General features: G+C 61.3%; 24 protein-coding genes. 13 read left to right on the forward strand and 11 right to left on the reverse strand.

Translation table 11 applies throughout. The features are described 5' to 3' along the window. Positions 1-42: 42 nt before the first annotated feature. Both dacB and BUA36_RS07865 read right to left on the reverse strand, forming a co-directional pair. Entirely contained in the window at positions 43-1,539 is a 1,497-nt protein-coding gene (gene dacB / locus BUA36_RS07860) for a D-alanyl-D-alanine carboxypeptidase/D-alanyl-D-alanine endopeptidase (protein ID WP_307188228.1), read from the reverse strand. Next, the gene (locus BUA36_RS07865; RefSeq protein ID WP_072783210.1) at positions 1,523-2,761 is read right to left on the reverse strand and encodes a spore maturation protein; all 1,239 of its coding nucleotides are present in this window, start codon (positions 2,759-2,761) and stop codon (positions 1,523-1,525) included. Before BUA36_RS07865 ends, dacB begins: the two co-directional genes overlap by 17 nt. A 98-nt stretch (positions 2,762-2,859) precedes the next feature. On the opposite strand from BUA36_RS07865, the gene BUA36_RS07870 reads away from it, so the two are divergent. The 6 genes from BUA36_RS07870 to BUA36_RS07895 all read left to right on the forward strand — a co-directional run bounded on the left by BUA36_RS07870 (position 2,860) and on the right by BUA36_RS07895 (position 8,434). Beyond that, on the forward strand, positions 2,860-4,515 hold the full coding sequence (locus BUA36_RS07870) for an ABC transporter substrate-binding protein (protein WP_072783212.1): 1,656 nt from the start codon (positions 2,860-2,862) through the stop codon (positions 4,513-4,515). Between the two features lie 20 nt (positions 4,516-4,535). Then, complete coding sequence (locus BUA36_RS07875; RefSeq protein WP_072783214.1) at positions 4,536-5,453, forward strand: YihY/virulence factor BrkB family protein; 918 nt, start codon at positions 4,536-4,538, stop codon at positions 5,451-5,453. 357 nt (positions 5,454-5,810) lie between these two features. After that, complete coding sequence (locus tag BUA36_RS07880; protein WP_072783661.1) at positions 5,811-6,110, forward strand: ArsR/SmtB family transcription factor; 300 nt, start codon at positions 5,811-5,813, stop codon at positions 6,108-6,110. Continuing rightward, positions 6,107-6,577, forward strand: coding sequence for an arsenate reductase ArsC (locus tag BUA36_RS07885; protein WP_072783216.1), 471 nt, complete (start codon positions 6,107-6,109; stop codon positions 6,575-6,577). Before BUA36_RS07880 ends, BUA36_RS07885 begins: the two co-directional genes overlap by 4 nt. Then, on the forward strand, positions 6,571-7,848 hold the full coding sequence (locus tag BUA36_RS07890; RefSeq protein ID WP_072783218.1) for an arsenic transporter: 1,278 nt from the start codon (positions 6,571-6,573) through the stop codon (positions 7,846-7,848). The genes BUA36_RS07885 and BUA36_RS07890 overlap by 7 nt, the downstream gene beginning before the upstream one ends. Position 7,849: 1 nt before the next feature. After that, positions 7,850-8,434, forward strand: coding sequence for a flavin reductase family protein (locus tag BUA36_RS07895; protein ID WP_072783221.1), 585 nt, complete (start codon positions 7,850-7,852; stop codon positions 8,432-8,434). Between the two features lie 51 nt (positions 8,435-8,485). Here the strand turns inward: BUA36_RS07895 and BUA36_RS07900 are convergent, their stop codons facing one another. The 6 genes from BUA36_RS07900 to BUA36_RS07925 form a co-directional block, all read right to left on the reverse strand. Then, complete coding sequence (locus tag BUA36_RS07900) at positions 8,486-9,613, reverse strand: acyl-CoA dehydrogenase family protein (protein WP_072783224.1); 1,128 nt, start codon at positions 9,611-9,613, stop codon at positions 8,486-8,488. 15 nt (positions 9,614-9,628) lie between these two features. Next, the gene (locus tag BUA36_RS07905) at positions 9,629-10,297 is read right to left on the reverse strand and encodes an SDR family oxidoreductase (protein ID WP_072783226.1); all 669 of its coding nucleotides are present in this window, start codon (positions 10,295-10,297) and stop codon (positions 9,629-9,631) included. Continuing rightward, positions 10,297-11,496: an acetyl-CoA C-acyltransferase gene (locus BUA36_RS07910; RefSeq protein WP_072783228.1), complete on the reverse strand. Its 1,200-nt coding sequence runs from the start codon at positions 11,494-11,496 to the stop codon at positions 10,297-10,299. Before BUA36_RS07910 ends, BUA36_RS07905 begins: the two co-directional genes overlap by 1 nt. Beyond that, complete coding sequence (gene aceK, locus BUA36_RS07915) at positions 11,489-13,321, reverse strand: bifunctional isocitrate dehydrogenase kinase/phosphatase (RefSeq protein ID WP_072783230.1); 1,833 nt, start codon at positions 13,319-13,321, stop codon at positions 11,489-11,491. The genes BUA36_RS07910 and aceK overlap by 8 nt, the downstream gene beginning before the upstream one ends. A 17-nt stretch (positions 13,322-13,338) precedes the next feature. Then, positions 13,339-14,523 (reverse strand): isovaleryl-CoA dehydrogenase, encoded by a 1,185-nt coding sequence (locus BUA36_RS07920; protein WP_072783232.1) that lies wholly within the window; start codon positions 14,521-14,523, stop codon positions 13,339-13,341. A 66-nt stretch (positions 14,524-14,589) separates the two neighbouring features. Beyond that, complete coding sequence (locus BUA36_RS07925) at positions 14,590-14,976, reverse strand: MerR family transcriptional regulator (RefSeq protein WP_072783234.1); 387 nt, start codon at positions 14,974-14,976, stop codon at positions 14,590-14,592. Positions 14,977-15,279: 303 nt separating this feature from the next. Between BUA36_RS07925 and BUA36_RS07930 the strand changes: the two genes are divergently transcribed. Then, positions 15,280-15,687 (forward strand): hypothetical protein, encoded by a 408-nt coding sequence (locus BUA36_RS07930; protein ID WP_072783236.1) that lies wholly within the window; start codon positions 15,280-15,282, stop codon positions 15,685-15,687. Between the two features lie 229 nt (positions 15,688-15,916). Then, positions 15,917-16,087: a hypothetical protein gene (locus BUA36_RS30670; protein WP_167544269.1), complete on the forward strand. Its 171-nt coding sequence runs from the start codon at positions 15,917-15,919 to the stop codon at positions 16,085-16,087. Here the strand turns inward: BUA36_RS30670 and BUA36_RS07935 are convergent. Both BUA36_RS07935 and grxD read right to left on the reverse strand, forming a co-directional pair. Then, positions 16,084-16,698, reverse strand: a complete 615-nt coding sequence (locus BUA36_RS07935; protein ID WP_072783238.1) for a UbiX family flavin prenyltransferase — start codon at positions 16,696-16,698, stop codon at positions 16,084-16,086. The genes BUA36_RS30670 and BUA36_RS07935 overlap by 4 nt on opposite strands. Further along, positions 16,691-17,002, reverse strand: a complete 312-nt coding sequence (grxD, locus tag BUA36_RS07940; RefSeq protein WP_072783240.1) for a Grx4 family monothiol glutaredoxin — start codon at positions 17,000-17,002, stop codon at positions 16,691-16,693. Before grxD ends, BUA36_RS07935 begins: the two co-directional genes overlap by 8 nt. 131 nt (positions 17,003-17,133) lie before the next feature. Here grxD and BUA36_RS07945 point away from each other — a divergent pair, with 131 nt between their 5' ends. Both BUA36_RS07945 and BUA36_RS07950 read left to right on the forward strand, forming a co-directional pair. Next, on the forward strand, positions 17,134-17,454 hold the full coding sequence (locus BUA36_RS07945) for a PadR family transcriptional regulator (RefSeq protein ID WP_072783663.1): 321 nt from the start codon (positions 17,134-17,136) through the stop codon (positions 17,452-17,454). Further along, positions 17,451-17,960, forward strand: a complete 510-nt coding sequence (locus BUA36_RS07950) for a DUF2812 domain-containing protein (protein ID WP_072783242.1) — start codon at positions 17,451-17,453, stop codon at positions 17,958-17,960. Before BUA36_RS07945 ends, BUA36_RS07950 begins: the two co-directional genes overlap by 4 nt. Before the next feature lie 4 nt (positions 17,961-17,964). On the opposite strand, the gene BUA36_RS07955 is transcribed toward BUA36_RS07950, so the two are convergent. Beyond that, positions 17,965-20,313: a Tex family protein gene (locus tag BUA36_RS07955; RefSeq protein ID WP_072783244.1), complete on the reverse strand. Its 2,349-nt coding sequence runs from the start codon at positions 20,311-20,313 to the stop codon at positions 17,965-17,967. Positions 20,314-20,518: 205 nt separating this feature from the next. Here BUA36_RS07955 and BUA36_RS07960 point away from each other — a divergent pair, with 205 nt between their 5' ends. From BUA36_RS07960 to BUA36_RS07970, 3 genes are read left to right on the forward strand one after another with little or no spacing between them, the layout of a single operon-like run. Then, positions 20,519-23,647, forward strand: a complete 3,129-nt coding sequence (locus tag BUA36_RS07960; RefSeq protein ID WP_072783245.1) for a DEAD/DEAH box helicase — start codon at positions 20,519-20,521, stop codon at positions 23,645-23,647. A gap of 3 nt (positions 23,648-23,650) precedes the next feature. Beyond that, positions 23,651-24,787 (forward strand): PAS domain-containing sensor histidine kinase, encoded by a 1,137-nt coding sequence (locus BUA36_RS07965; protein WP_072783246.1) that lies wholly within the window; start codon positions 23,651-23,653, stop codon positions 24,785-24,787. 51 nt (positions 24,788-24,838) lie between these two features. After that, the gene (locus BUA36_RS07970) at positions 24,839-25,519 is read left to right on the forward strand and encodes a response regulator transcription factor (RefSeq protein ID WP_008443102.1); all 681 of its coding nucleotides are present in this window, start codon (positions 24,839-24,841) and stop codon (positions 25,517-25,519) included. Positions 25,520-25,531 lie beyond the last annotated feature (12 nt).

A 25,531-nucleotide genomic window follows, 5' to 3' on the forward strand; every position in this document is an offset into this window, starting at 1 on the left:
CTCCGGTGGCCAGAATATTCTACGCGAATTATTCACAGGAAACTAAGGCTGTGTGCTGCGGGCGACCCAGTCCACCAGGGCATCCAGTACGGCGCGGCCGGCGCCGTTGGCGACGTGAGGATCGTTGAGGATGGCGACCACGGTGCATGGGCGGTTGTTGGCGTCCATGACGTAGCCGGCGATGGCGATAACGCCGGTCAGGCTACCAGTTTTGAGGCGGGCACGCTGCGCGGCCGGGCTGTCCTTGAGGCGGCGGCGCATGGTGCCGTCGGTGGCGGCGATGGGCAGGCTGGCCATGAACTCCGGCATCCACAGGCTTTTCAGGCCCGCTTGCAGCACGCCGGTCAGTTGCGCCGGCGTGGCGCGCTCGGTGCGCGAGAGGCCGGAGCCGTTGTCGATCACGAGGCCATTGCCGTCGATGCTGTGCTGCTGGAGCCAGGCGCGGATCGCGGTTTCGGCGCGCATCGCAGTGCTGGCCTGGTTGGCGTCTGGCGGCAGCGGGCGGCTGCCCAGTGCGGGATCGGTTTCCAGGCTGCCCAGGCTGAGGAAGACGGTGCGGGCCAGGGTATTGTCGGATTGCTTGTTGGTGTCGCGCAGGACTTCCGGCAGCGTGCGCGAGATGTGTTCCGCCAGCAGGCGCGTGGCGGGCGCCGATGCGGCATCGGCGGCGGGCGGCATGGCGTCACGTATTTCTCCGCTCAGACTGCCGCCCTGCTTGCGCCATTCGGCCAATAGCAGGCGGGCCAGGTAGTCCTGGCTATCGAGCACGTTGATGCTGGTCGACTTGATGCAGTCTTTCGGGAAGCTGCCGTGCAGGACGACTTCGATGCGCTCGCCCTTGCGTGTGTAGTCCGGAGAGCGCCAGCCGTTTTCCCATGCGGCGCATGGTGCGTCGTTCAGCTTCATCTCGGAGCGGATGCTGACTTTGTCGAGCTCCGGCATCATCACCAGCGACAGCTTGTCGGCGGTGGAGCGCATCTCGACTTTCAGCAGGTTGGTGTTGATGAGGGCCGCATTCGGAATGACGTTGTAGTACGCCCATGGATATTCATCAAACGGCGGCTGGCCTGCATCGGGACGCGATGGCTGGAACAATTGGCGGTCGACGAGGATGTCGCCCTTGATTTTGCGGATGCCCTGGTTGCGCAAGGCTTGCAGCATGTGCGACAGCGCGTCTTCGTTGAGGTCTGCATCGGCGCCGCCGCGCAGAATCAGATCGCCCTGCAGCACGCCGTTGACGACATCGGCATCGCTGCGGAATTCCGTGCGGCCGCGGAACACAGGCCCCAGCTGCTCCAGCGCGGTCATCGCGGTGAACAGTTTCATGGTGGATGCGGGCTGCATGCTCTGCGTGGGGTTATGCGAAATCAGCGTGGTGTCGCCGCGCATGACGATGATGCCGGCCGCCTCCGGTGGAATGCCGGACGATTGCATGAGCTTTGCCACCGGCTCGGGCAGTTCGGCAGCATGGCCGGTGGCGCCGGCAATCAGCAGCGCGGAGAGTACAAGACGACTTAACATATTAGTGGAAGAAGACATAGGCAACCGCAATCGCAGCAATGACGCCGGCAAAGTCGGCGATCAGGCCGCAGGAGATCGCGTAGCGCGTCTTGCGTATGCCGACTGAGCCGAAATACAGCGCGACGATGTAGAAGGTGGTATCGGCCGAACCCTGGAACACGCAGGCCAGACGGCCGACAAAGGAATCGACGCCGTAGGTCTGCATGGTGTCGATCATCATGGCTTTGGCGGCGCTGCCGCTCAGTGGTTTCATCAGCGCGGTCGGCAGGGCCGGGACGAAGTCGGTATTGACGCCCAGGTGGTTGAACAGCCAGCTGAAGCCCTGCACCACAAAGCCCAGCAGGCCCGCATTGCGGATCACGCTGATGGCCACCAGCATGCCGACCAGGTAGGGAATCACGGTGATGGAGGTCTGGATGCCGCCCTTGGCGCCTTCGATAAACGCTTCGTAGACATTGACCTTCTTGCGCAGCGCGCCAATGATGAAGCCTGCGATCACGAGTATCAGCACCAGGTTGCTGAAGACTTTGGAGGTGACTTCGATTTCGGCCTTGGTCAGGTAGTGCGTGAAGTACCAGATCACGCCGACGATGAAGGCGGTAATGCCGCCCAGCCAGCCCACCACCACGCGGTTGAACAGGTTGATGCGCTGGCGGATGGCGACGGCAATGATGCCGGTCATGGTGGCGACATAGGTGGCAACCATGCAGGGAATGAAGATGTCGGACGGATCGGCCGCGCCCAGGATCGAACGCTGCGCCATGATGGCCAGCGGGATCAGGGTCAGGCCGGAAGTGTGCAGCACCAGGAACATGATCTGCGCGTCGGTCGGTTCGTCCTTGTTCGGATTGAGCGTTTGCAGGCTCTCCATGGCTTTCAGGCCGAATGGCGTGGCGGCGTTGTCGAGGCCCAGCAGGTTGGCCGAGAAGTTCATCACCATATGGCCGGTGGCTGGATGGCTGGACGGCACGCCGGGGAAAATGCGCGAGAAGAAGGGCGCGATCAGTTTTGCCAGCAGGTCGATGGCGCCGGCTTTTTCGCCGATGTTCATGATGCCCAGCCACAGCGTCATGACGCCGGCCAGCGGCAGGGCAATGTCCATCACGCCGGTGCGGGCGGAGTCGAACGTGCCGTCAATGATGCGCTTGAAAATCTCCGTGTCGCCCATGAACAGGAACTGTGCCAGCGCGGCCAGAAATCCCACCAGGAAGAAGCCAGACCAGATGTAATTGAGCGACATTTTTCTTTTGTGCGGTAAGTGATTTGCAAAGTATAGCGGGTAAGCCTGCCCAAAAAGTTATAAGCTGCCGCTTTACTGTGCGAGGTGCCATGGGGCGGATGCTGAAAATTTGTGCAGCGATGATGCTGGCGATAGCTGTCGCACCCGCGCAGGCGGGAGCCCATGCCGAGCCCAAAGTGCTCCACGCCTTCCTCAGCACCGGGGAAACCGCGCTCGATCCGGCGGTGGCATCGGACGTCGCCAGTCTCAGTCTGCTGGAAAACCTGTTCGATCCGCTGCTGCGCTACGACTACCTCGCCCGGCCGGTCAAACTGATCCCCAACACGCTGACCGCGATGCCCGAGGTGACGGCCGATGGCAAGACCTACACCTTCCATCTGCGCCAGGACGTCTATTTCACGCCGGATGCGGCCTTCAAAGCCGGGCGACGCCTGGTGACGGCGGACGACTACCTCTACAGCTTCAAACGGCTCTACGAGCCTGCCCTGAAGTCGCCATGGCTGTATCTGTTCGATGGCGTGGCCGACATGCAGGCCGTCGACAAATTCACGCTGCGTATCCGCCTCAAGGCCGCCGATCCCAATTTTCTGTTTTACCTGGCCATGCCCGCCACCGGTGTGGTGGCGCGCGAGGTGGTGGCGGCGTATGGCGCGCAGGTTGGCAATCATCCGGTCGGCACCGGCCCGTTCAGGATCGGCAGCTGGAAGCACAGCGACCAGATCGTCCTGCTGGCCAATCGCGACTTCCGGCCCACCGAATTTGAGGGCAAGCGTTTGCCGATCCTGGACCGCATCGACATCAAGATCGTCGAGGAATACCAGTCGCGCGTGCTCGGCTTCCTGAATGGCGAATTCGATTTCCTGGAACAGCTGCCGGAATCGATGAAGGAAATGGTGCTGACGTCCGACGCCAGGCTCAAGCCCGAATTCGCGCGCAAAGGTATCGTGCTGGCGCCCTTCCCCGTCCTGCAAACCTATTACATGTGGATGAACATGGACGACCCGCTGATCGGCGGCTACAGCAAGCAGAAGGTGGCGCTACGCCGCGCCATCGCGCTGGGCTACAACAGCGCCGAAGACGTGAGCGTCATGAAGAAAGGCCTGGCCCTGCCTGCCGTCACGCCGCTGCCGCCGAATGTGCGCGGCTACGATCCAGATTACCGCAGTCCGGTCGCCTACGATCCTGCGCTGGCCAATGCCCTGCTGGACCGCTACGGTTACCACAAAGGCCAGGATGGCTTTCGCACGCAGCCCGACGGCAAGCCGCTCACGCTGGTGATGCACAGCGAGTCTTCCACCGTCGGCCGCCTGCGCGATGAACTGTGGCGCAAAAACCTGAATGCGATCGGCCTCAAGGTCAGCTTCAAAAGCGACAAGAAAACGGAAATCATCAAAGCCTCGCGGCTTGGCGCCGTGATGATGTTCGAGACCAACTGGGTGGCCGACTTCCCCGACGGCGACAACTTCTACCAGCTGCTCTATGGCCCCAATGCCGGCCGCGCCAACTATGCGCGTTTCAATCTGCCGGCATACAACCAGCGCTACGAGCAAGCCCGCTTGATGGGGGAGTCGCCGCAGCGCACTGCCCTGTATGATGAGCTGGCGCAGATCATCCATGCCTATACGCCATGGGTGCTGCTGACGCATCCCATCTCCGCCGATTTGCAGCAGCCGTGGCTCAAAAATTACCGCCGCCATCCGGTGGAGTTCACCAACTGGCGCTATCTGGACGTCGACGCACATACCGCACACTGAGCTGTGCTTAAAATGAGAGCATGAATTTACTTAACCGCAGGGCGCTGGCCTATGTGGCCAGCCATCCCATGGATTTCACGGTGCAATGCCTGAAGGGCTTTCGCGCCAATCAAGGCCTGCTGCTGGCGGGCGCGGTGGCGTATTACTCGCTGCTTTCCATCGTACCGCTGCTGATGCTGGTAGTGGTGGCGCTGTCGCACGTGATTAATCAGGAAGAGCTGCTGCTGACGGTGGGGCGCTATCTGAACTGGCTGGTGCCGGGGCAGTCGAAGCCGATCGTGGCCGAGGTCGGGCACTTCCTCGATCATCGCGACCTGGTCGGCGGCGTGCTGGTGATCAGCATGCTGTTCTTCAGTTCCCTGGCGTTCACGGTGCTGGAAAACGCCATGAGCGTGATCTTCAAGCACCGTGTGGCAATACGCCGCCGGCACTTCCTGATCTCGGCCATCATGCCTTACTGTTACATCCTGTCGCTGGGTGCGGGCATGCTGCTGGTGACGCTGGTGGCGGGCAGCTTGCAGGTGCTGGGCGAGGAAAGCGTCTGGCTGTTCGGCTATCACTGGTCGCTGAATGGCGTGTCGGGCGTGCTGTTGTACCTGCTGGGACTGGCGGGCGAGGTGCTGGTGCTGTCGTCGATTTATCTGGTGATGCCGGTGGGCCGGCTGTCGATCTGGCATGCGCTGATTGGCGGCGTCACGGCGGCGCTGCTGTGGGAAATCGCGCGGCGCATCCTGGTGTGGTACTTCTCCACGCTGTCGCAGGTGAACGTGGTGTATGGCTCGATGACGACCGCCATCATCGTCATGTTCAGCCTGGAGATCGGCGCGACCTTGCTGCTGTTTGGCGCCCAGGTGATTTCCGAATTTGAACGCGTGGGCCGCGAGCGTCCGCAGCGTGCGGCGCAGCCGCTGACCACCGAAGCGACACAAATAAAATAATTTGTGCGTCGCACAAAATCTGTGGTACACTACGTTCGTGGTTGAGGTTTGCCCGCAAACAGTCCCACATCCGGCCGATGCGCCGCGCCAGCGAGTTGTGTAAATTCGTCGGTGCAGGTGACGCAGAAGCTGGAGTTGTAATTCCGAATACGTTGGTCGTTTTACACGTCAGGGGCACCATGCAGATAGCATGGGCGTCTGAGAAAGCCGCCTCACTTGGCAGATAGCCTTGGAGCCCGGCGCGATTAAAGCATAGGTAATACATTGGAACGAAGCCCGCTGAGATGCGGGCTTTTTTTTAATCTGATAATTCAATATTATTTGAAATATCGAACTGTTTGCGGTAGCATGGCCTGCATGAATACCAAGCAAACACTGGCCGCGTTGGCGGCCCTGGCGCAGGAAAGCCGTCTGGCCGTGTTCCGGCTGCTGGTGCAGACCGGGCCGGCCGGGCTGGCCGCCAGCAAAATCGGCGAGCGGCTCGAGATTGCGCCATCCTCCCTGTCCTTCCATCTGAAAGAATTGACGCATGCTGGCCTGATCGGCTCGCGCCAGGATGGCCGTTATGTCATCTATTCGGCGGACGTCGGCGCGATGAATGGCTTGATCAATTTTTTAACTGAAAACTGCTGCGGCGGCGCTCCATGCAAACCATGAACCTTCTTTTTCTGTGTACGGGAAATTCCTGCCGCTCGGTGTTGAGCGAGGCGATCTTCAATCATCTGGCGCCGGCTGGATGGAAAGCGATCAGCGCTGGCAGCCAGCCGGCGGGCCAGCTGCATCCGCGGGCGGTGGCGCTGCTACAGCGCAAAGGGATTTCGACCGACGGCTATTACAGCAAGTCTTGGGACGATTTGCCGGTGTCGCCGGAGGTGGTGATCACGGTGTGCGGGAGTGCCGCTGGCGAAACCTGTCCGGCCTATCTCGGCCCGGTACTGCGCGCGCACTGGGGTGTGGAAGACCCGAGCCATGTGGTGGGCACGGAGGAAGAAATTGCAGCGGCATTTGAGCGTGCCTATCAGATTATCCGTACGCGCATCGAGGCGTTTCTGGCGTTGCCGGCGGACCGCATGCTGGATAAGCAGGCGCTGGAACACATTGGCACGCTGGGTGCGGCATGCTGAGCGCTGTACTGATTTTTGTCGCCACGCTGGTGCTGGTGATCTGGCAGCCGCGCGGCCTGGGCATCGGCTGGAGCGCTTCCCTGGGCGCGGTGGTGGCGTTGCTGGCGGGGGTGATCCATGTCAGCGACATTCCGGTTGTCTGGCACATCATCTGGAATGCGACGGCGACGCTGGTGTGCATCATCATCACCAGCCTGTTGCTGGACAAGGCCGGCTTCTTTGAATGGGCGGCGCTGCACGTGGCGCGCTGGGGTGGCGGTAGCGGCAAGCGCTTGTTCGTGCTGCTGGTGTTGCTGGGGGCAGTGGTTTCGGGCCTGTTTGCCAACGACAGCGCGGCGCTGATCCTGACGCCGATCGTGATTGCCATGCTGCGCCCGTTGCGCTTTTCCGCGCGTGCGACGCTGGCGTTTGTGATGGCGGCGGGCTTCGTTTCCGATACGGCGAGTCTGCCGCTTATCGTCTCCAACCTGGTCAACATCGTCTCGGCGGACTATTTCGGCATCAGCTTCGTGCGTTATGCGGCGGTGATGGTGCCGGTGAATTTTGTCGCGGTGGCGGCGACGCTGGCGGTGCTGATGTGGTTCTTCCGCCGCGATATTCCGGCGGACTATGACGTCAATCAGATCAAGGAACCTGCGCTGGCCATCCATGACCGCCCGACCTTTATTGCGGGATGGTGGGTGCTTGCGCTGCTGCTGGTTGGTTTCTTTGTGCTGGAGCCGATGGGGGTACCGATCTGCGTTGTGGCGGCGGTGGGCTCGCTGGTGCTGCTGGTCGTGGCGGCGCGCGGCCATCGCATCTCCACGCGCGAAGTGCTGTTGCATGCGCCATGGCAGATCGTGATTTTCTCGCTGGGGATGTACCTGGTGGTGTACGGCTTGCGCAATGCCGGCCTGACCTCGTATCTGACCGCAGCGCTGGACTGGTGCGCGCAGTATGGCGTGTGGGGTGCGGCCATGGGGACAGGCTTTTTGACGGCCATCCTGTCGTCGGTCATGAACAACCTGCCGACGGTACTGGTTGGTGCGCTGTCGGTGGACGCCACCACAGCCCAGGGCGCGGTCCGCGAAGCGATGATTTATGCGAACGTGATCGGCAGCGACCTGGGACCGAAGATCACGCCGATCGGCAGCCTGGCCACGCTGCTCTGGCTGCACGTGCTGGCCAACAAGGGCACGCGCATCTCGTGGGGCTACTACTTCCGTGTCGGCATATGCCTGACCTTGCCGGTATTGTTTATCACTTTGGCGGCGTTGGCCGTAAGGATTTAAAGTGGACCATATTGTTCCTGTTGATTTGCAAAAGGCCTATCGCCTGCTTAACCATGGGCCGACGGTGCTGGTGTCGGCCAGCCATGGGGGCGTGGATAATGTCATGTCGGCTGCGTGGTCGTGCGCGCTGGATTTCTCGCCGCCCAAGGTGACGGTGGTGCTGGACAAGGCGACGGCCACGCGCCCGCTGGTGGAAAAGAGCGGCTACTTTGTGCTGCAGGTGCCGAACATGGCGCAGCTGCAGCTGACCTATGATGTTGGCCACAGCAGCGCGAACGATACCCCGGACAAGCTGGCCAGGGCTGGCGTTGAGCTGTTCCGTGTGCAGGGTTATGACGTGCCGCTGGTCGCCGGTTCGTCGGCGTGGATGATTTGCAAGGTGCTGCCGGAGCCGCGCAATGAACAGGTCTACGATCTGTTCATCGGCGAAATCGTGGCGGCGTATGCGGATGACCGCGTATTCCAGAACGGTCACTGGGCTTTCGAAAAAGCCGATCCGCAATGGCGTAGCCTGCACTACATCGCAGGTGGAAACTTCTACGCCATCGGCGAAGCAGTCGCCGCAGACACCATCCGTCACAGGTAAGGCACGTTATACATAGGTGATGGATTCCCGCTTTCGCGGGAACCACGGTGGTCAGAGTGCGCGGGCGATCAGGATTTTCTGGATGTCGCTCGTGCCTTCGTAGATCTGGCACACGCGGGCGTCGCGGTAGATGCGTTCTACCGGGAAGTCGCTGACGTAGCCGTAGCCGCCGTGGATCTGGATGGCGTCCGAGCAGACTTTCTCCGCCATCTCGGAGGCGAACAGCTTGGCCATGGCAGCTTCTTTCAGGCATGGGCGGCCGGCATCTTTCATGGACGCCGCGTGCAGAATCAACTGGCGCGCAGCTTCAATCTGCATCGCCATTTCCGCCAGTTTGAATTGCACTGATTGATGCTCGAAGATCGGCTTGCCGAAGCTTTCGCGTTCGCGCGCGTAGCTCAGCGCTGCTTCGTAGGCGGAGCGTGCCATGCCGACCGATTGCGAAGCGATGCCGATGCGGCCGCCCTCCAGGCCGGACAGCGCGATCTTGTAACCCTGGCCTTCTTCGCCGATCAGGTTTGCTGCCGGTACGCGGCAGTTTTCAAACAGGATTTGCGCGGTATCGGACGAGTGCTGGCCCATTTTGTGTTCGATGCCGGCGACGATGTAGCCTGGCGTGGAAGTCGGTACCCAGAAGGCGCTGATGCCTTTCTTGCCTGCGGCTTTGTCGGTAACGGCCATGACGATGGCGACGTCGGCGTGCTTGCCGCTGGTGATGAATTGTTTGACGCCGTTCAGTATATAGTGGTCGCCGTCGCGCGTGGCGGTGGTGCGCAGCGCGGCGGCGTCGCTGCCGGTGTGTGGTTCGGTGAGGCAGAAGGCGCCCAGCATGTCGCCTTGTGCGAGTGGGCGCAGCCATTGTTCTTTTTGCTGCGCGTTGGCGTACATCATGCCGATGCTGCATACGGGGCAGTTATTGACGGAGATGATGGTGGATGTGCCGCCATCACCTGCCGCGATTTCTTCCAGGACCAGAGCCAGGGACACGTAGTCCATGCCCGCGCCGCCCAGTTCTTCGGGCACGGCGACGCCGAAGGCGCCTAGCGTCGCCAGTTCCTTCAGTTCTTCTTTCGGGAAGTGATGCTCTTTGTCCCAACGGGCTGCGTTGGGGGCGAGACGCTCTTGCGCAAAGCTGCGCAGGGCGTCGCGGATCATTTCGTGTTCCTGGCTCAGTATCATGTTGTGTCGTCTTTTCTACCAGCCGATGGCTGTGCCATCGTAGTTGCGATAAGCCGCCTGGTCGGACGCGGGTAGCGTCGCCAGCGTGTTGCGGATGCCTGCTGCGCTCTCTTTTACCGAGAGATCTGCGCTGTCACCACCCATGTCGGTGCGTACCCAGCCGGGGTGAATGGCGACGCAGGTCGCGCCTTGTTTGCCATGCACCAGCGCGGTGTCGATGAGCACGGAGTTCAATGCCGCTTTGCTGGCGCGGTATAGCGAACCGCTGGGCGAATTGCGTTCGCTCAGCGATCCCATCCGCGAGGACAGCACGGCCAGCTTGCCTTGCGCCGCACTCACCATCGGTGCGATGATCGGTAGCAGGCGCATGGCCGCCAGCACATTGGTGTGCATCACGGCGTTGAAGTCCGTCTCCATCGGGAAGCCGTCGTGGCGCGGGCCGTACAGGCCCGCGTTGAGAATGGCGACTTCCAGCTCTTCGCCATCCAGCTTCCAGCCCAGGCCTGCCACGGCTTCGACGTTGTTCACATCCAGCTTGTGCGGCTCGGCGCCCAGCGCCACCAGTGCGTCGCAGTCTTCCTGCTTGCGCGCGGTAGCGATCACGCGCCAGCCATCGGCGCGGTATTGTTTGACCAGTTCCAGGCCGATGCCGCGCGAGGCGCCGATGACTAACGCTGTCGGCATTAAACCAGCTCCACTGCCACGGCGGTTGCTTCGCCGCCGCCGATGCACAGCGCTGCCACGCCCTTCTTGCCGCCGGTGCGTTTCAGCGCGCCCAGCAGGGTGACGATGATGCGCGCGCCCGAGGCGCCGATTGGGTGGCCCAGCGCGCAAGCGCCACCGTGGATGTTGACCTTGTCGTGCGGGATGTCCAGGTCGTGCATGGCGGCCATCGGCACGGCAGCAAAGGCTTCGTTGATCTCGAACAGGTCAACGTCCTTGGTGCTCCAGCCGACTTTTTTGTACAGCTTTTCAATCGCGCCGATTGGGGCGGTAGTGAACCAGTCCGGTTCCTGCGCGAAGGTGGCGTGGCCGAGCAGACGGGCGATCGGTGTCAGGCCCAGTTCCTTGGCTTTCGATTCGCGCATCAGGACCAGTGCGGCAGCGCCGTCGTTGATCGACGACGACGAGGCGGCGGTGATGGTGCCGTCTTTTTTGAACGCTGCGCGCAGGGTCGGGATCTTTTCTACCTTGGCTTTGAGCGGACCTTCATCTTTTTCGATGACGGTGTCGCCAGCGCGCGAGGTCACGGTCACTGGGGCGATTTCCCATTTGAAGTAGCCTTCGCTGGTGGCGACCTGCGCACGCTTCACGGATTCGATGGCGAAGTTATCCTGTGCTTCGCGCGTGAATGCGTACTTGGCCGAGCACTCTTCCGCGAAGGTGCCCATCGAACGGCCTTCGCCGGTTTTCTCGTTGCGCGAGTAGGCGTCTTCCAGGCCGTCGTACATCATGTGGTCGAACATCATGCCGTGGCCGATGCGGTAGCCGCCGCGTGCTTTTGGAATCAGGTACGGTGCGTTGGTCATCGACTCCATGCCGCCGGCGATCACCACGTCAGCGCTGCCAGCGACCAGCTGGTCGTGCGCGAAGATGGTGGCTTGCATCGCCGAGCCGCACATTTTCGACAGCGTCACGGCGCCGGTCGAGGTTGGCAGGCCGGCCTTCAACAGGGCCTGGCGTGCCGGCGCCTGGCCCTGGCCCGCCATCAGGCAGTTGCCGAAGTAGACGTGTTCAACCAGCTTGCCGTCGATGCCGGAGCGCTCGACCGCAGCCTGGATCGCCACGGCGCCCAGGTCGTGCGCGGATTTGCCGGAGAAGTCGCCCTGGAAGGCGCCCATAGGGGTGCGGGCTGCACCAACGATTACGATAGGATCATTCATTTTCTAAGGTCTCCATAAAGGGTGGCGGGAGGGGGATAGAACCCGCCGCCGGAATGTTCGATAACTCTTTGTGATAAAAGCGGATGTGTTGCGGGTACGGGTAGACATCTTCCACCAGGCCTTGCTCGATGCGCTGCTTGCGTGCCTGCCAGTAGTCGGGCGTGAGCAGGTCTGCGTGGTGTTTCAGGAAGTACTTGCGGATCTTTGGATTCCCCAGCAGGAAGCTGCCAAACTGCTCGGGGAAGACATCATGTTTGCCGACCGGGTACCACGGCTCCGAGGCCATTTCTTCTTCTTCGTTGCGCGGTTCCGGTATCGCGCGGAATTTGCAGTCGGTGATGTATTCGATTTCGTCGTAGTCGTAGAACACCACGCGCTGGTGGCGCGTGACGCCGAAATTCTTGTACAGCATATCGCCGGGGAAGATGTTGGCAGCAACCAGTTCCTTGATGGCGTTGCCGTATTCAAGCATGCCATGTTCCAGCTGGGCGTCGTCGTTTTCCTTCTCGGTCAGCCACAGGTTGAGCGGCACCATGCGGCGCTCAATGTACAGGTGCCTGATGATGAGCTGATCGCCCTCTTCTTCCACCAGCGATGGCGCGAACTGCTTCAGCTCCGCGATCAGTTCTTCCCTGAAGCGGTTGCGCGGGAAGGCGACGTTGGAGTATTCCAGTGTGTCGGCCATGCGGCCGACGCGGTCGTGATGTTTGACCAGCAGGTACTTCTCCTTGATCTGCGCGCGTGTGGTTTCCTTTGGCGGCGGGTAGAAGTCCTTGATGACCTTGAACACGTAGGGAAAGGAGGGCAGCGCGAACACCAGCATCACCAGCCCGCGGATGCCGGGCGCGCTGTCGAACAGGTCGGACGAATGCTTGAGGTGCTGCAGGTAGTCGCGGTAGAACAGCGCCTTGCCCTGCTTCTGCAGGCCGAGGATGGTGTAGATCTCGCTGCGCGGTTTGCGCGGCATCAGCGTGCGCAGGAACTGCACGAAGGCTGATGGTACTTCCATGTCCACCAAAAAGTAGGCGCGCGTAAACGAGAACAGGATGGCGATTTGCTCGGGGTCGCACAGCACCGTATCGAGTATCAGCTCGCCGTGGCGGTTGTGCAGGATCGGCACCACGAACGGATACACGCGGTTGCCATTGATGCTTTTGCCGACGATGTAAGCGCCCTTGTTGCGGAAGAACAGGCTCGATAGCACCTGGATCTGGTGATTCGGCTCGAGGCGCGCATCGCCGTACAGTTCCTGGAGGCGCGCTTCCACCTGCTCGACATCGCGCGCGAGGTTGGCGAATTGCGCGTCCAGCTGGAAGTTGGTGATGATGCGCTGGAGCGTGAAGTGCATGCCGTCCGCCGCCGGGTAGTAGACGCGGTAGGTCGGACGTGGCTCGGCCGTTTCGATGTACTCGGTGGACACCACCGGCCGTACGAAAATGAATTCGTTGTTGAAGTAGCTGCGGTGCAGGATGTTGCAGCACACCGAGTTGAAGAAGGTCTCGGCCAGCTCCGGCTGTCTGTGATCGGACAGCATGCCGATGTAGTGCAGCTTGAGTTCGCGCCATACTTCATCGGTGAGGTCGGACGGATCGTATTCGTCCTCGAGCTGCTGCACGCATTCCTGCACGCGCTGGTCGTAGAAATCGATGCGCGCGCGCGCGGCGGTTTGCGCTTCGGCCCACGCGCCGCGTTCGAAGTGCTGCCGCGCTTCCTTGCTGGTCGCGCGGAATAGCCGGTAGTGCTTGTCAAAACCGTCGCGGATGGTGTGCGCGATGTCGAACGCAATCTGCGAACGCAGCAGCTTCGGGAAGGCAGCCTGGGTCATGGCGGCGTCTACCCGCCTTACTTGGTCTCGGCGAACAGCTCGCGGCCGATCAGCATGCGGCGGATTTCGCTGGTGCCGGCGCCAATCTCGTACAGCTTGGCGTCGCGCCACAGGCGGCCGACCGGATACTCGTTGATGTAGCCGTTGCCACCCAGCGTCTGGATCGCTTCGCCGGCCATCCAGGTGGCTTTCTCCGCGCTATACAGGATGGCGCCGGCGGCGTCCTTGCGCAGGTTGCGCACCTGCTCGGGCGTGGTGGCGCGGTCGCAGGCCTGGCCGACGGCGTAGACGTAGGCTTTGCTGGCCATCATGGTCGAGTACATATCGGCGATCTTGCCCTGCATCAGCTGGAATTCGCCGATCGGCTGGCCGAACTGCTTGCGGTCGTGGATGTAGGGGACGACCACATCCATGCACGCCTGCATGATGCCCAGCGGACCGCCGGACAGCACGGTGCGCTCGAAGTCCAGGCCCGACATCAGCACGTTGACGCCCTTGCCCAGGCCGCCCAGTACGTTCTCGGCCGGGACTTCGCAATCTTCAAACACCAGTTCGCCGGTGTGGGAGCCGCGCATGCCCAGCTTGTCCAGCTTCTGGGCGATGGAAAAGCCCTTGAAGCCTTTTTCAATCAGGAAGGCGGTCATGCCTTTCGGGCCGGCTTCCAGGTCGTTCTTGGCGTAGACCACCAGCACGTCGGCGTCCGGGCCGTTGGTGATCCACATTTTGGTGCCGTTCAGTACCCAGCGGTCGCCTTTGAAATCGGCGCGCAGCTTCATGCTGACGACGTCGGAACCGGCGTTCGGCTCGGACATGGCCAGCGCGCCGATGTACTCGCCCGAGATCAGCTTGGGCAGGTATTTTTGTTTTTGCGCTTCGGTGCCGTTGCGCTTGATCTGGTTGACGCACAGATTCGAGTGGGCGCCGTAGGACAGGCCGACCGACGCCGAGGCGCGCGAGATTTCTTCCATCGCCACGATGTGGGCCAGGTAGCCCATGTTGGCGCCGCCGTACTCTTCCGGCACGGTGATGCCGAGTACGCCCAGTTCGCCCATCTTGCGCCACAGGTCCATCGGGAACTGGTCGCTGCGGTCGATTTCAGCGGCGCGCGGCGCAATTTCGGCAGCGGCGAACTGCTGCACGGCTTCGCGCAGGGCGGCGATGTCCTCGCCGTGGTCAAAGGTCAGGCCTGGGAGATGGAGCATGTCATCCTCATTCTTCTGTAGGGTTTGGAGCAGCTATGATACGCCGATGTGACGTTAACGTAAACGTCAAGCAGTCTGGGCGGCCAGCAGGCGCTGACACTCGTCTTCGTGCGCCTGGATCTCGGCCAGCGACATTTCGATGTCTTCGCGCTGCTGTTCCAGCGTTTCGCGGTGCTGCCCCAGCACGGTCAGGAAACGGTGCATCTGGGCGGCCGAATCCTTGGGTGTTTCATACATGTCAACCAGGCTTTTGATCTCGGCCAGCGACAGGCCCAGGCGCTTGCCGCGCAGGGTCAGCTTGAGACGGGTGCGGTCGCGGCCGGTGTACACGCGGTTGCGGCCGCCGGCGCCTTCGCGCGATGGACTCAGCAGCCCCTGGTCTTCGTAAAAGCGGATCGCGCGTGCCGTGACGTCAAATTCGCGGGCCAGTTCGGTGATGGTGTAGGTAGACATATTATTTGGATTGGCGTTTACGTTAACGTAAACTGAATTGTAGCGCGAAACACGGTGGCCAAACGTAGAGTTGGTGGCAAATCGTGACTGGTGAGCAGGTGAAGTGGTATCGTGCGACGTGAAACCCAACGCGGCAGCATGATAACGCTCCGCCGCGTCCTACCGAATAAAATTTGCCCCGTTAGACCACTGCAGTTGCTTTAGCCAGCGGATAGAATGTCAACTATAAAATCTCAAAACGTCACAATTGCAGCGACCCTTGCAGAGACTGACTTTCATGACGCAACGTGAAATAGTGCAAATATGAATTCCTCTAATGAACGCGAAAGCTTTAGCCAGCGCCTGCAACAGGCACTTAAGAACGCCCACTACTCCCCCGACAGCCCCACCCGGTTAGCGCGCGAATTCAATATTCGTTTTGATGGCCGGCCGATTACCGTGCACGCCGCCCGTAAATGGCTGGTAGGAGAGGCAATTCCGACGCAGGAGAAGCTCCGTATGATCGCCCAGTGGCTGGGCGTGCCTGCTGAATGGTTGCGTTTTGGCGGCCCGGAAGAAGGCGCACCTGCCAGCGACAACGCCGGCAGCCTGTCGCGCTTTGAATCGGCCGACGTCAAGCTGATCGCGGATTTACAGCGTCTGGACGAGCATCACCGCCAGATTGCACGGGAATTTATCCGTATGCTGGTACGGGTTAACTACCAAAAGTAGTCATTTTTGCGTAGTAATACGCAGCACTGTTGAGCAGCTGCGCGCGCCTTTGCGGTGCATTTTAATGAAACTGGTTTAACGGTTTCCCAGTTTTTGTTCGGATTCGGGCGCAACCAAGGTTGCGCCCTTTTTATTTTTTCTATCTTTGTCAAATGTCATGGTTTCGACACGGTTTTGAGGCACAATAAGGAAGTACCTTTTTTCTGGGGAGTCAGCTTTGAGCCGTCTAATGAAAAGCAACTACAGCAATGTCGCGCAGCTGAAAGACCTGATGACTGCCCCGCCCATGACTGCCGAACAGCATGCTGAAGTGATGCGCAAGCGCATCGCCCACCGCCGCATGGTGGAAGAAGCGCGCGAAATGAAGCGCGCCAGCAGCTCCTACTACGACAAACGCTAAGCGTCTGCGCCAGCGGCACCTTTCAGGCCCGCCCAGCGCGGCGCCAGCGCATGTTCAATGCCAAACAGGTCGATGACGCGGGCTACCGTGTGGTCGACCATCTCTTCGATGCTTTGCGGCTTGTGATAAAAACTTGGCAGCGGCGGGAAGATAATCCCTCCCATTTCCGTGACAGCCGTCATATTGCGCAGGTGCGCGAGATTGAACGGCGTCTCCCTGACCATCAGCACCAGCCGGCGGCGCTCCTTGAGCACCACGTCCGCTGCGCGCGCAATCAGGTTGTCGGACAGGCCGTGGGCCACCGACGCCAGGGTTTTCATGGAACACGGGGCGATCACCATGCCGTCGCTCTGGAACGAGCCGCTCGCAATCGATGCGCCGATATCGCGTACCTTATGGACCACGTGGGCACAGGCTTCCACTTCGCGCCGCTGCAAGCCAGTTTCCTGGTGCAGGGTGAGGACTGCGGCGTCGGAGATCACCAGATGGGTTTCGACGCCTGCAAGGTGTTGCAAATGTTGCAGCAGGCGCACGCCATACACCGCGCCAGTGGCACCGGTGATGGCGATAATAATCCGCCGGGACGCGCCTGGCTGCGGCCTATCAGGCATCCAGCAGGGCCTTCAGTTCGCCCGACTCAAACATCTCGTTCATGATGTCCGAACCGCCGATGAATTCGCCTTTGACGTACAGCTGCGGAATGGTTGGCCAGTTCGAGTAGTCCTTGATGCCTTGGCGCACTTCCGGATCTTCCAGCACGTTGACGGTGGCAATGTTTTCAACGCCGCACGCTTTCAGGATCTGGATAGCACGGCCGGAGAAGCCGCATTGTGGGAACTGGGCGGTGCCCTTCATGAACAGCACCACCGGGGTGTTGCTCACGGTTTCTTTGATCCAGGTTTGTACGTCGCTCATAGCTGCCTCTTAATGGGTAAAGATGTGGAATACCGGCATTTTATAAGAAATGCGCCTTCCACGTGTTTGAGCGGGCAAAAAATCAGGGTATTATTCTTTATATCGACATCCGATATAGCGAAATACGACACATGAGCGAGCTCGCCAGATATCTGCCTCTATCCGAAGCAACGTTTTACGTGATGCTGGCGCTCAGCCAGCAGCCGCTGCACGGCTACGCCATCATGCAGCAGACGGCAGCCCTGAGCGCAGACAGTGTCGCGCTGGGGCCTGGCACCTTGTACGGCATCTTTGGCACCCTGGAGAAGCAGGCCCTGATCGTCATGGTGGCGGAACAAGCGCGGCGCAAGGTGTATGCGTTGACGGCGTTGGGCCGGTCGGTGCTGGCCGAGCAGGTGCGGCGGCTGGAAATCATGGTGGACAGTGCAGCGCGACTCAAGGAGACAAAGTGAGAAAGTTCAAACTCTGGTTTGCCTGGCAGGACGATGAGCATGGCGCCTGGCTGCAGCAGATGGCGGCGCAAGGCTGGCATTTACGCTCAGTCAACTGGCTGGATATCTACACGTTTGAGCGTGGTGCGCCAGCGCAAGTGGCGTATCGCTGGGACCCGTGGCCTGACAACTTCGAGCCCGCTTACCGCCGTTTGCTGGAGGATGCCGGCTGGGAATATGTCGCTGTCCATGGCGGTTGGCACTGCTGGCGTAAGCCGGTAGTAGCGGGTCAGGTCGCAGAAATCTTCACCGATCCGGCAGACAAGCTGCGCCGCTACCGGCGCTTGCTGGTGCCTTGCGTGGCGGTGACAGTGGCGCAGTTGCTGCTGCTGTTTCAAAGCATCGACTGGAGCCGCGCGCCATTCGCCCTGTCGCTGGTGAACTGGCTGTCGCTGGGTTTTGGCGCGATTGCCGCCTACAGCGCGATACGGCTAGGGCAGCGCATCGCCGCCCTCAAGTCCGCTTAGCTGCCTAGCCGCGCAGCTTGGCGAAAGCGGCCGCCATGCTGCCGCCGATGGCCGGTTCGCGCGTCTGCTGTTTTTGTTGCTGACCCATGGCGCGGCGGTCATTACGGTCGCCGCGTTGCTGCGGCTGCGAACCGGCTTGCGGGGCGCTGTCGGTCAGGCGCATGGTCAGGGCGATGCGCTTGCGCTTTTCGTCCACTTCCAGCACTTTGACTTTCACCACCTGGCCGGCTTTGACCACCGTGTGCGGATCCTTGACGAAGGTGTTGGACAGCGCCGAGATGTGGACCAGGCCGTCCTGGTGCACGCCGATATCAACAAACGCGCCAAACGCGGCGACGTTGGTCACCACGCCTTCCAGAATCATGTCGGGACGCAAGTCCTTGATTTCTTCCACGCCTTCCTTGAAGGTGGCGGTGGTGAACTCCGGACGCGGATCGCGGCCCGGTTTTTCCAGCTCTTTCAGGATGTCGGTCACGGTCGGTACGCCGAATTTGTCGTCGGCGTACTTGGCTGGCTGCAGACGCTTGATCAGGGCGGCGTCGCCGATCACACCCTTGATGTCCTTCTGGATGTCGGCCAGGATTTTTTCCACCACCGGGTAGGATTCCGGGTGGACTGCCGAGGCGTCCAGCGGGTTCTCGCCGTTGGTCACGCGCAGGAAGCCGGCCGCCTGTTCGAAGGTCTTGTCGCCCAGGCGCGGCACGGATTTCAGCGCCGCGCGCGAGGTGAACGCGCCCTTCAGGTCGCGGTAGGTAACAATCGCCGTCGCTACCGAGGACGACAGGCCGGATACGCGCGCCAGCAGCGGCGCCGACGCCGTGTTGACGTCCACGCCCACCGCGTTCACGCAATCCTCGACCACGGCGTCCAGCGTGCGGGCCAGCTGGGTTTGCGAAACGTCGTGCTGGTACTGGCCCACGCCGATCGATTTCGGATCGATCTTGACCAGCTCGGCCAGCGGGTCTTGCAGGCGGCGCGCAATCGAGACAGCGCCGCGCAGCGACACGTCCATGTCGGGCAGTTCTTTCGAGGCGTATTCGGACGCCGAGTACACCGAAGCGCCTGCCTCGGACACGACGATCTTGTTCATTTTCTGCTCCGGGAAACGCTTGAGCAGGTCTTGCGCCAGCTTGTCGGTTTCACGCGAGGCGGTGCCGTTGCCGATCGAAATGAGCGACACATTGTGCTTGGCGGCCAGCTTGCCCAGCGTGTGCAGCGAACCTTCCCAGTCGTTTTTCGGCTGGTGCGGGTAGATCACGGCGGTATCGACCACCTTGCCGGTGGCGTCCACCACCGCCACTTTGACGCCGGTCCGCAGGCCCGGGTCCAGGCCCATGGTGGCGTGCTGGCCGGCAGGGGCTGCCAGCAGCAAGGCTTTCAGATTGGTCGCGAAGACGTTGATGGCTTCCAGCTCGGATTTCTCGCGCAGCGCGCCCATCAGTTCAGTGTCCAGATGCATGAAGCTCTTCACGCGCCAGGTCCAGCGGGCGGTGTCGGACAGCCATTTGTCGGCCGGCCGGCCCGCACTCTTGATGCCGAAACGGGCGGCGATGCGGCTTTCGCACGGGTTGTGCGGCGCGTCCCATTTTGGCTTTTCCGGTTCGGAATCCAGACGCAGCGACACATCCAGCACGCCTTCACGGCGGCCGCGCATCAGCGCCAGGGCGCGGTGCGATGGGACAGTGCCCAGCGGTTCGGAATAATCGAAGTAGTCGGCAAATTTCTCGCCTTCTTCTTGCTTGCCTTCAATGACTTTGGACTCAACAATGCCATGCTCTTGCACGTACTCGCGCAAGGATTGCAACAAAGTAGCGTCTTCGGCAAAGCGTTCCATGAGGATCTGGCGGGCGCCGTCCAGCGCGGCCTTGGTGTCGGCCACGCCTGGGTTGTTGCCGTCGGTGGTGGTGAAGGCTACGCGCAGGTAGTTGGCGGCTTCGGTTTCCGGGTTCAGGTCGGGGTTGGCCAGCAGGCCGTCGGCCAGTGGCGCCAGGCCCGCTTCAATCGCGATCTGTGCCTTGGTGCGGCGTTTTTGTTTGTATGGAAGATATAAGTCTTCCAGCCGGGTCTTGTCTTCCGCGTGCATGACAGCATCTAACAGCTCTGGTGTCATCTTGTTTTGCTCGGTGATCGAGGCGATGATGCTGGCGCGGCGGTCTTCCAGCTCGCGCAGGTAGCGCAGCCGTTCCTCGAGCAGACGCAGTTGGGTATCATCCAGGCCACCGGTCGCTTCTTTGCGGTAACGCGCGATGAAGGGCACGGTGGCGCCTTCGTCCAGCAAGGCGATGGCGGCGGCAACCTGGGCCGGTTTGGCGGCAAGTTCCAGGGCGAGACGTTGTTCGATGGAAGGCAACATGGTGGTGATTCCTAGACAGACAAGCCCGGAATAATACGACATCGGCGCCAAGTTGCCAGTCTTGACAGACTAAATGGTGTGTGAACGTTGGGAAGCCCACGTTTCCTGACGGGTTTTATCAAGAATCAGTGAACACGAACGCTTCAATGGCGGATAATATTGCCTGTTGCCGTTTTTGAACCATCTTTGAACAACAATGCGACCTATGGATTTTACCCGCGACGACGCCCCTGCCGCCCCTGCTGCTCCAGCACCGGCTCCAACGCGCCCTGCGCCGCCTGCGAATCAATTGTCGTACGCTGTTGCCACCTGGCTGCAGCGTGTGGATGCGGCAGCGCACCCCAAAGCAAAACTGACGCCGCCGCCGGTCGATAACGACCCCAAGCAAACCCAATACAAGCTGATTTACGTGATGGCGCCCACCAGCGGCGGCCGTCATGTGGCGCTGTGCCTGTACAAAGCCCGGCTGCGCCCGAACGGCGACGTGGCAGCGGCCAGCCCGGTCAGCGAAGTGTTTTCGCTGCTGTCGACACCGCCAAGCTTCATGACCCCGGCGGACGAAGACCTGATCCGTTTCTTTGTCGCCATGCGCAGCGGCCAGAATTCCCAGACCGGTTCGGCCACCGAGCCGCGCGGCAAAATCGGCGCGGCGCTGCTGAACATGCTGGCCGAGCAGGACAAGCTGCTGTGGGCAAACTCCTGGGCCGACGTCGGCAACGGCCTGGTCTATCCGCTCAAGGGCGGCGTGCTGCGCGAAGCCAACCTGGCCTGGCGCGAAGAAGGCAAGGGTCTGCGGCTGGGCTGGCAGGTGCAGCCGCCGCCGGGCGCCAAGCATGTCGGCGCCGACCAGGTCGATTACATGTTGCCAACCGATCCACCTTGGTACATCGACAATCTGTCTTGCGGCGTGTTGCAGTTGAACCAGGGCGGCACCTCGATTCCGCTGGCCGATCTGCAGGCACTCGTGGCGCAAGCGCCGCTGCTGACCAACAACGACAAGATGCGCGTGTCGCAACTGCTGCTGGCGCACGGCCTGCAAGGCTTGATGCCATTGCCGCAGCCGCTGCCGCAGCGCATGCGCGACGACGTCAAGCCACGTCCGGTGCTGACGCTGGACTCCGCCATGCTGGCCGACGGTTCGGTGCAGCGCTGGCACGACTTTGCCGTGCTGTCCTACGACTATGACGGCGAACGCGTGTCCTTCGACCCATCGCAGCGCGTGGTGCGCCAGAAGGGCGACGTTACCGAAATCATCCAGCGCGACGCTGGCGCCGAAGACGATGCACTGGCGCTGCTGACCGGGCGCCATTTTGTTGCGCCGAGCACGCTGCCGCTGAGCAGCGTGAAGGGTGGCCTGTTGCTGCCTAACCAGGCCGAATGGATACGCTTCGCCAGCGAAGGCATCGCCTCGCTGAAGGAAGCTGGCTGGAAAATCGAAAAAACCGTCAAATACCGCTACGACACCGTGGAGGTCGGCGACTGGTACGCCGAGGTGGTGGAAGACGAAGCCGATGGCGGCCGTGCCTGGTTCGACCTGGAACTGGGCATCATGGTGAATCAGGAGCGTGTGCCGCTGCTGCCGGTGCTGGTGCAGCTGATCCGCAATGCCCCCAATGACTTCAATCCGAAAGCCATCGCCAACCATGGCGAAGAAGACCAGATGCTGGCCAACCTGCCGGATGGCAGCCGGGTGGCGCTGCCGTGGGGCCGCGTGCGGCCGATCCTGAACACGCTGGGCGAGTTGTATTTCAGCGACAAGATCAAGAACTCGCTGCATATGGCCACGCTGGACGCGGCGCGTCTGGACGAACTGGCGCGCAACGTGGAAATGCGCTGGACTGGCGGCGACGAGCTGCGCGAAATGGGCGCGCGCCTGAACCAGTTCGGCGCAGTCAAACGCGTGGCCACGCCGGCCGGCCTGCAAGCAACGCTGCGCGACTACCAGACCGATGGTTTGTCGTGGATGCAGTTCCTGCGTGAATATGGCTTTGCCGGCATTCTGGCCGACGACATGGGCCTGGGCAAAACCGTGCAGACGCTGGCCCACATCCTGGTCGAGAAGGAAGCCGGCCGCCTGACCGCCCCGGCACTGGTCATCGCGCCCACCAGCCTGATGGGCAACTGGCAGGAAGAGGCCGCGCGCTTTGCGCCTGGCCTCAAGGTACTGCTGCTGCAGGGCAAGGACCGCATGGGGCAGTTCGACCAGATCGACGAGGCCGACCTGGTGCTGACCACCTACGCGCTGCTGCCGCGCGACGAGGAAAAACTGCGCGAGCATGACTTCCACCTGGTCATTCTGGACGAGTCGCACTACATCAAGAACACCCGTTCGAAGGCAGCGCAAAGCGCGGGCCTGCTGCGTGCGCGCCACCGGTTGTGCCTGTCGGGCACGCCGCTGGAAAATCACTTGGGCGAGCTGTGGTCGCAGTTCCACTTCCTGCTGCCCGGCTTGCTGGGTGACGAGAAGGGCTTCAACTCCGTGTTCCGCCATCCGATCGAACGCCAGGACGATCCGCTGCGCCGCGCATTGCTGAACCGCCGCATCAAGCCGTTTCTGCTGCGCCGTACCAAGGACAGCGTGGCGAAAGAGTTGCCGCCCAAGACCGAGATGGTGCGCAAGGTCGAACTGACCGGCGCCCAGCGCGACCTGTACGAAACCGTGCGCCTGGCCATGGACCAGAAAGTGCGCGAGGAAATCGACCGCAAGGGCGTGGCGCGCAGCCAGATCGTGATTCTGGAAGCGCTGCTCAAGCTGCGCCAGGTGTGCTGCGACCCGCGGCTGGTGAAAAGCACCACCAAGAAGCAGCAGGCCGCCGGCTCGGCCAAGCTGGCCGACCTGATGCAGATGGTGGAAGACCTGTTGGAGGAAAAGCGCAAGATCCTGGTGTTCTCGCAATTCACCAGCATGCTGGAGCTGATCGAGGAAGAACTGGAAGCGCGCGACATTCCGTACGCCCTGCTGACCGGCGACACCAAAGATCGCGGCGCGCAGGTCGCGGCGTTCCAGCAAGGGGCTGTGCCTATCTTCCTGATATCGCTGAAAGCCGGTGGCGTGGGCCTGAACCTGACCGCCGCCGACACGGTGATTCACTATGATCCGTGGTGGAATCCTGCCGCCGAAAACCAGGCCACCGACCGCGCCTGGCGTATCGGACAGGACAAGCCGGTATTTGTGTATAAACTAATCGCCAAGGGCACGCTGGAAGAAAAGATCCAAGTCTTGCAGCAGAAGAAGTCCGATCTGGCGCAGTCCATCCTGGCAGAAGGCGAGTCGCAGAAAATGGCGCTCACCCAGGAGGATCTGCAACAAATCTTCGCACCTCTGGTGGAGTAATCAATGGGTCAAACGATAGCGGAACTCCAGGCAGCACTACAGCAATCGCAAGCCAACGAAGCCCGCTATCGGCTCCTGCTGGAGCACAGCAGCGAAATCAGCTGGATGGCCGATTGCGCCACGCTCCAGCTGACCTGGCTTAGTCCCGCAGCTGAACGCCAGTTCGGCTACACGCTGGAAACCGCACAAGCACTGGCGGCTGGCCTGCTCAAGGATCTACAAGGCCGGCTCACGCGCTACGCCGAGGGCGATCTCAGCCGCCGGCGCTTGCTGCGTGAAGCCGAACTGGCCCACGCCGATGGCCACATGGTGCCGGTGGAAATCGAATCCACGCTCATTCTCGACAGCAGCGGCGTGCCCGCCACGGTGGTGGGCGTGGTACGCGACCTCAGCGCGCGCCGCGAGCTGGCTGTGCAGCAGAAAAAGTTTGCGTCCATGTTGTCGCACGAATTCCGCACACCGCTGTCGACCATCGATGGCGCCGTGCAGCGGCTGGAGATGACGGGTACGCACCACGACGAAGCTACGCGCAAGCGCTACCGCAAAATCCAGACCGCTGTCGACCGCATGCTGGCGATGCTCGATGAATACCTGTCGCCCGAGCGCATGGCCAGTATCGGCCGTGAACGCCAGGCCAACGAAATCAACCCATCGATGCTGTTGCAGACGGCCGCCGAGCAGGCCCAGCGCCGCCGCAAGGATGTGAGCGTAAAGACACAGGGTTTGCCGCAATGGATGCGCTGCGATCCGGCCGGCATGCGTTTATGTCTTGAAATTTTGCTTGATAATGCAATAAAGTACACAGAAGATAATATTCCGATAGAATTGGTAGGAAGAATTGCAACGGAAGGTGGTGTGGAATTACTGGTGCGCGACCACGGCGCCGGGATTCCCGAGGCGGAATTGCCGCATGTTTTCGACAAGGCCTATCGCGGCAGCAATGCTGTCGGTGTGACCGGTTCAGGTTTGGGGCTGTATATGGCGCGTTCCGTGGTGGATGTCCACGGCGGTACGGTGACGGCTCGAAATCTTTCTGAAAGCGGCACGGAATTTCGGATTTGGTTGCCGGTGGCGGCCAATGCCGGGAAAAACCTTGCGCCTGCCGATGTCAGCAGTGATAATTCCCGGGACGCAACGTAATTGTCCCAGGTCTGGGCATAATTGCTCAACAATTGAACGAATGGCGCATCAATGACGCAAATACTCATCGTGGAAGACAATCTGGACTACGCCGAAGAAATGGCGGAGTTCTTGACTGAGCTTGAACACGAAGTACACATCACCAATAACGCCAGCGATATGTGGTCTGCCCTCAGCCAGGGCAATGTCGGCGTGGTCGTGCTGGATCTCGGCCTGCCCGATGAAGATGGCTTCAACGTCATCCCGCGCATGCGCCAGTTGTATCCGCAGATCGGCCTGCTGGTGCTGACCGGCCGCGTGGCGTTCGATAACCGGATTCTGGGGCTGCGCCTGGGCGCCGACCACTATCTCACCAAGCCTATCAAATTCCCGGAACTGGCGGCGCACATTGAAGCGCTGGACCGCCGGGTGGGGCCGCAGGAAACCATTCCGGCCCCCAGCAAGTGGACGCTGAAAGTCAGCGCGCGCCAGCTGGAACTGCAGGGCATGGCCATCACGCTTACTGAAAAAGAGTGCAATTTCCTGCATCTGCTAACGATAAACACCCGTCCTGTGCCGCGCCAGGTGATTGTGGCCGGTATCGGCGGCGACGATCCGGATGCCGGCCGCCGTGTCGACATGCTGGTCTACCGTCTGCGCAAGAAGGCCCGCACCGGCCTGGGCCAGGATCTGCCGCTGCGCAGCGCCTATGGCGAGGGCTATAGCCTGTCCGCCAGCTTTAATCTTTCGTAATCAGGGACAGAG

This window comes from Duganella sacchari, assembly GCF_900143065.1.
GTDB lineage: Bacteria > Pseudomonadota > Gammaproteobacteria > Burkholderiales > Burkholderiaceae_D > Rugamonas > Rugamonas sacchari.

Coding starts and splice junctions, on each gene's coding strand:
- BUA36_RS07935 (WP_072783238.1), bottom strand. CDS start 16,698: ATGCCTGATAGGCCGCAGCCAGGCGCGTCCCGGCGGATTATTATCGCC.
- BUA36_RS07880 (WP_072783661.1), top strand. CDS start 5,811: ATGAATACCAAGCAAACACTGGCCGCGTTGGCGGCCCTGGCGCAGGAA.
- BUA36_RS07925 (WP_072783234.1), bottom strand. CDS start 14,976: ATGTCTACCTACACCATCACCGAACTGGCCCGCGAATTTGACGTCACG.
- aceK (WP_072783230.1), bottom strand. CDS start 13,321: ATGACCCAGGCTGCCTTCCCGAAGCTGCTGCGTTCGCAGATTGCGTTC.
- BUA36_RS07965 (WP_072783246.1), top strand. CDS start 23,651: ATGGGTCAAACGATAGCGGAACTCCAGGCAGCACTACAGCAATCGCAA.
- BUA36_RS07955 (WP_072783244.1), bottom strand. CDS start 20,313: ATGTTGCCTTCCATCGAACAACGTCTCGCCCTGGAACTTGCCGCCAAA.
- BUA36_RS07875 (WP_072783214.1), top strand. CDS start 4,536: ATGAATTTACTTAACCGCAGGGCGCTGGCCTATGTGGCCAGCCATCCC.
- BUA36_RS07900 (WP_072783224.1), bottom strand. CDS start 9,613: ATGATACTGAGCCAGGAACACGAAATGATCCGCGACGCCCTGCGCAGC.
- BUA36_RS07930 (WP_072783236.1), top strand. CDS start 15,280: ATGAATTCCTCTAATGAACGCGAAAGCTTTAGCCAGCGCCTGCAACAG.
- BUA36_RS30670 (WP_167544269.1), top strand. CDS start 15,917: ATGAAAAGCAACTACAGCAATGTCGCGCAGCTGAAAGACCTGATGACT.
- BUA36_RS07905 (WP_072783226.1), bottom strand. CDS start 10,297: ATGCCGACAGCGTTAGTCATCGGCGCCTCGCGCGGCATCGGCCTGGAA.
- grxD (WP_072783240.1), bottom strand. CDS start 17,002: ATGAGCGACGTACAAACCTGGATCAAAGAAACCGTGAGCAACACCCCG.
- BUA36_RS07870 (WP_072783212.1), top strand. CDS start 2,860: ATGCTGAAAATTTGTGCAGCGATGATGCTGGCGATAGCTGTCGCACCC.
- BUA36_RS07960 (WP_072783245.1), top strand. CDS start 20,519: ATGGATTTTACCCGCGACGACGCCCCTGCCGCCCCTGCTGCTCCAGCA.
- BUA36_RS07865 (WP_072783210.1), bottom strand. CDS start 2,761: ATGTCGCTCAATTACATCTGGTCTGGCTTCTTCCTGGTGGGATTTCTG.
- BUA36_RS07885 (WP_072783216.1), top strand. CDS start 6,107: ATGAACCTTCTTTTTCTGTGTACGGGAAATTCCTGCCGCTCGGTGTTG.
- BUA36_RS07920 (WP_072783232.1), bottom strand. CDS start 14,523: ATGCTCCATCTCCCAGGCCTGACCTTTGACCACGGCGAGGACATCGCC.
- BUA36_RS07890 (WP_072783218.1), top strand. CDS start 6,571: ATGCTGAGCGCTGTACTGATTTTTGTCGCCACGCTGGTGCTGGTGATC.
- BUA36_RS07970 (WP_008443102.1), top strand. CDS start 24,839: ATGACGCAAATACTCATCGTGGAAGACAATCTGGACTACGCCGAAGAA.
- BUA36_RS07910 (WP_072783228.1), bottom strand. CDS start 11,496: ATGAATGATCCTATCGTAATCGTTGGTGCAGCCCGCACCCCTATGGGC.
- dacB (WP_307188228.1), bottom strand. CDS start 1,539: ATGTCTTCTTCCACTAATATGTTAAGTCGTCTTGTACTCTCCGCGCTG.
- BUA36_RS07945 (WP_072783663.1), top strand. CDS start 17,134: ATGAGCGAGCTCGCCAGATATCTGCCTCTATCCGAAGCAACGTTTTAC.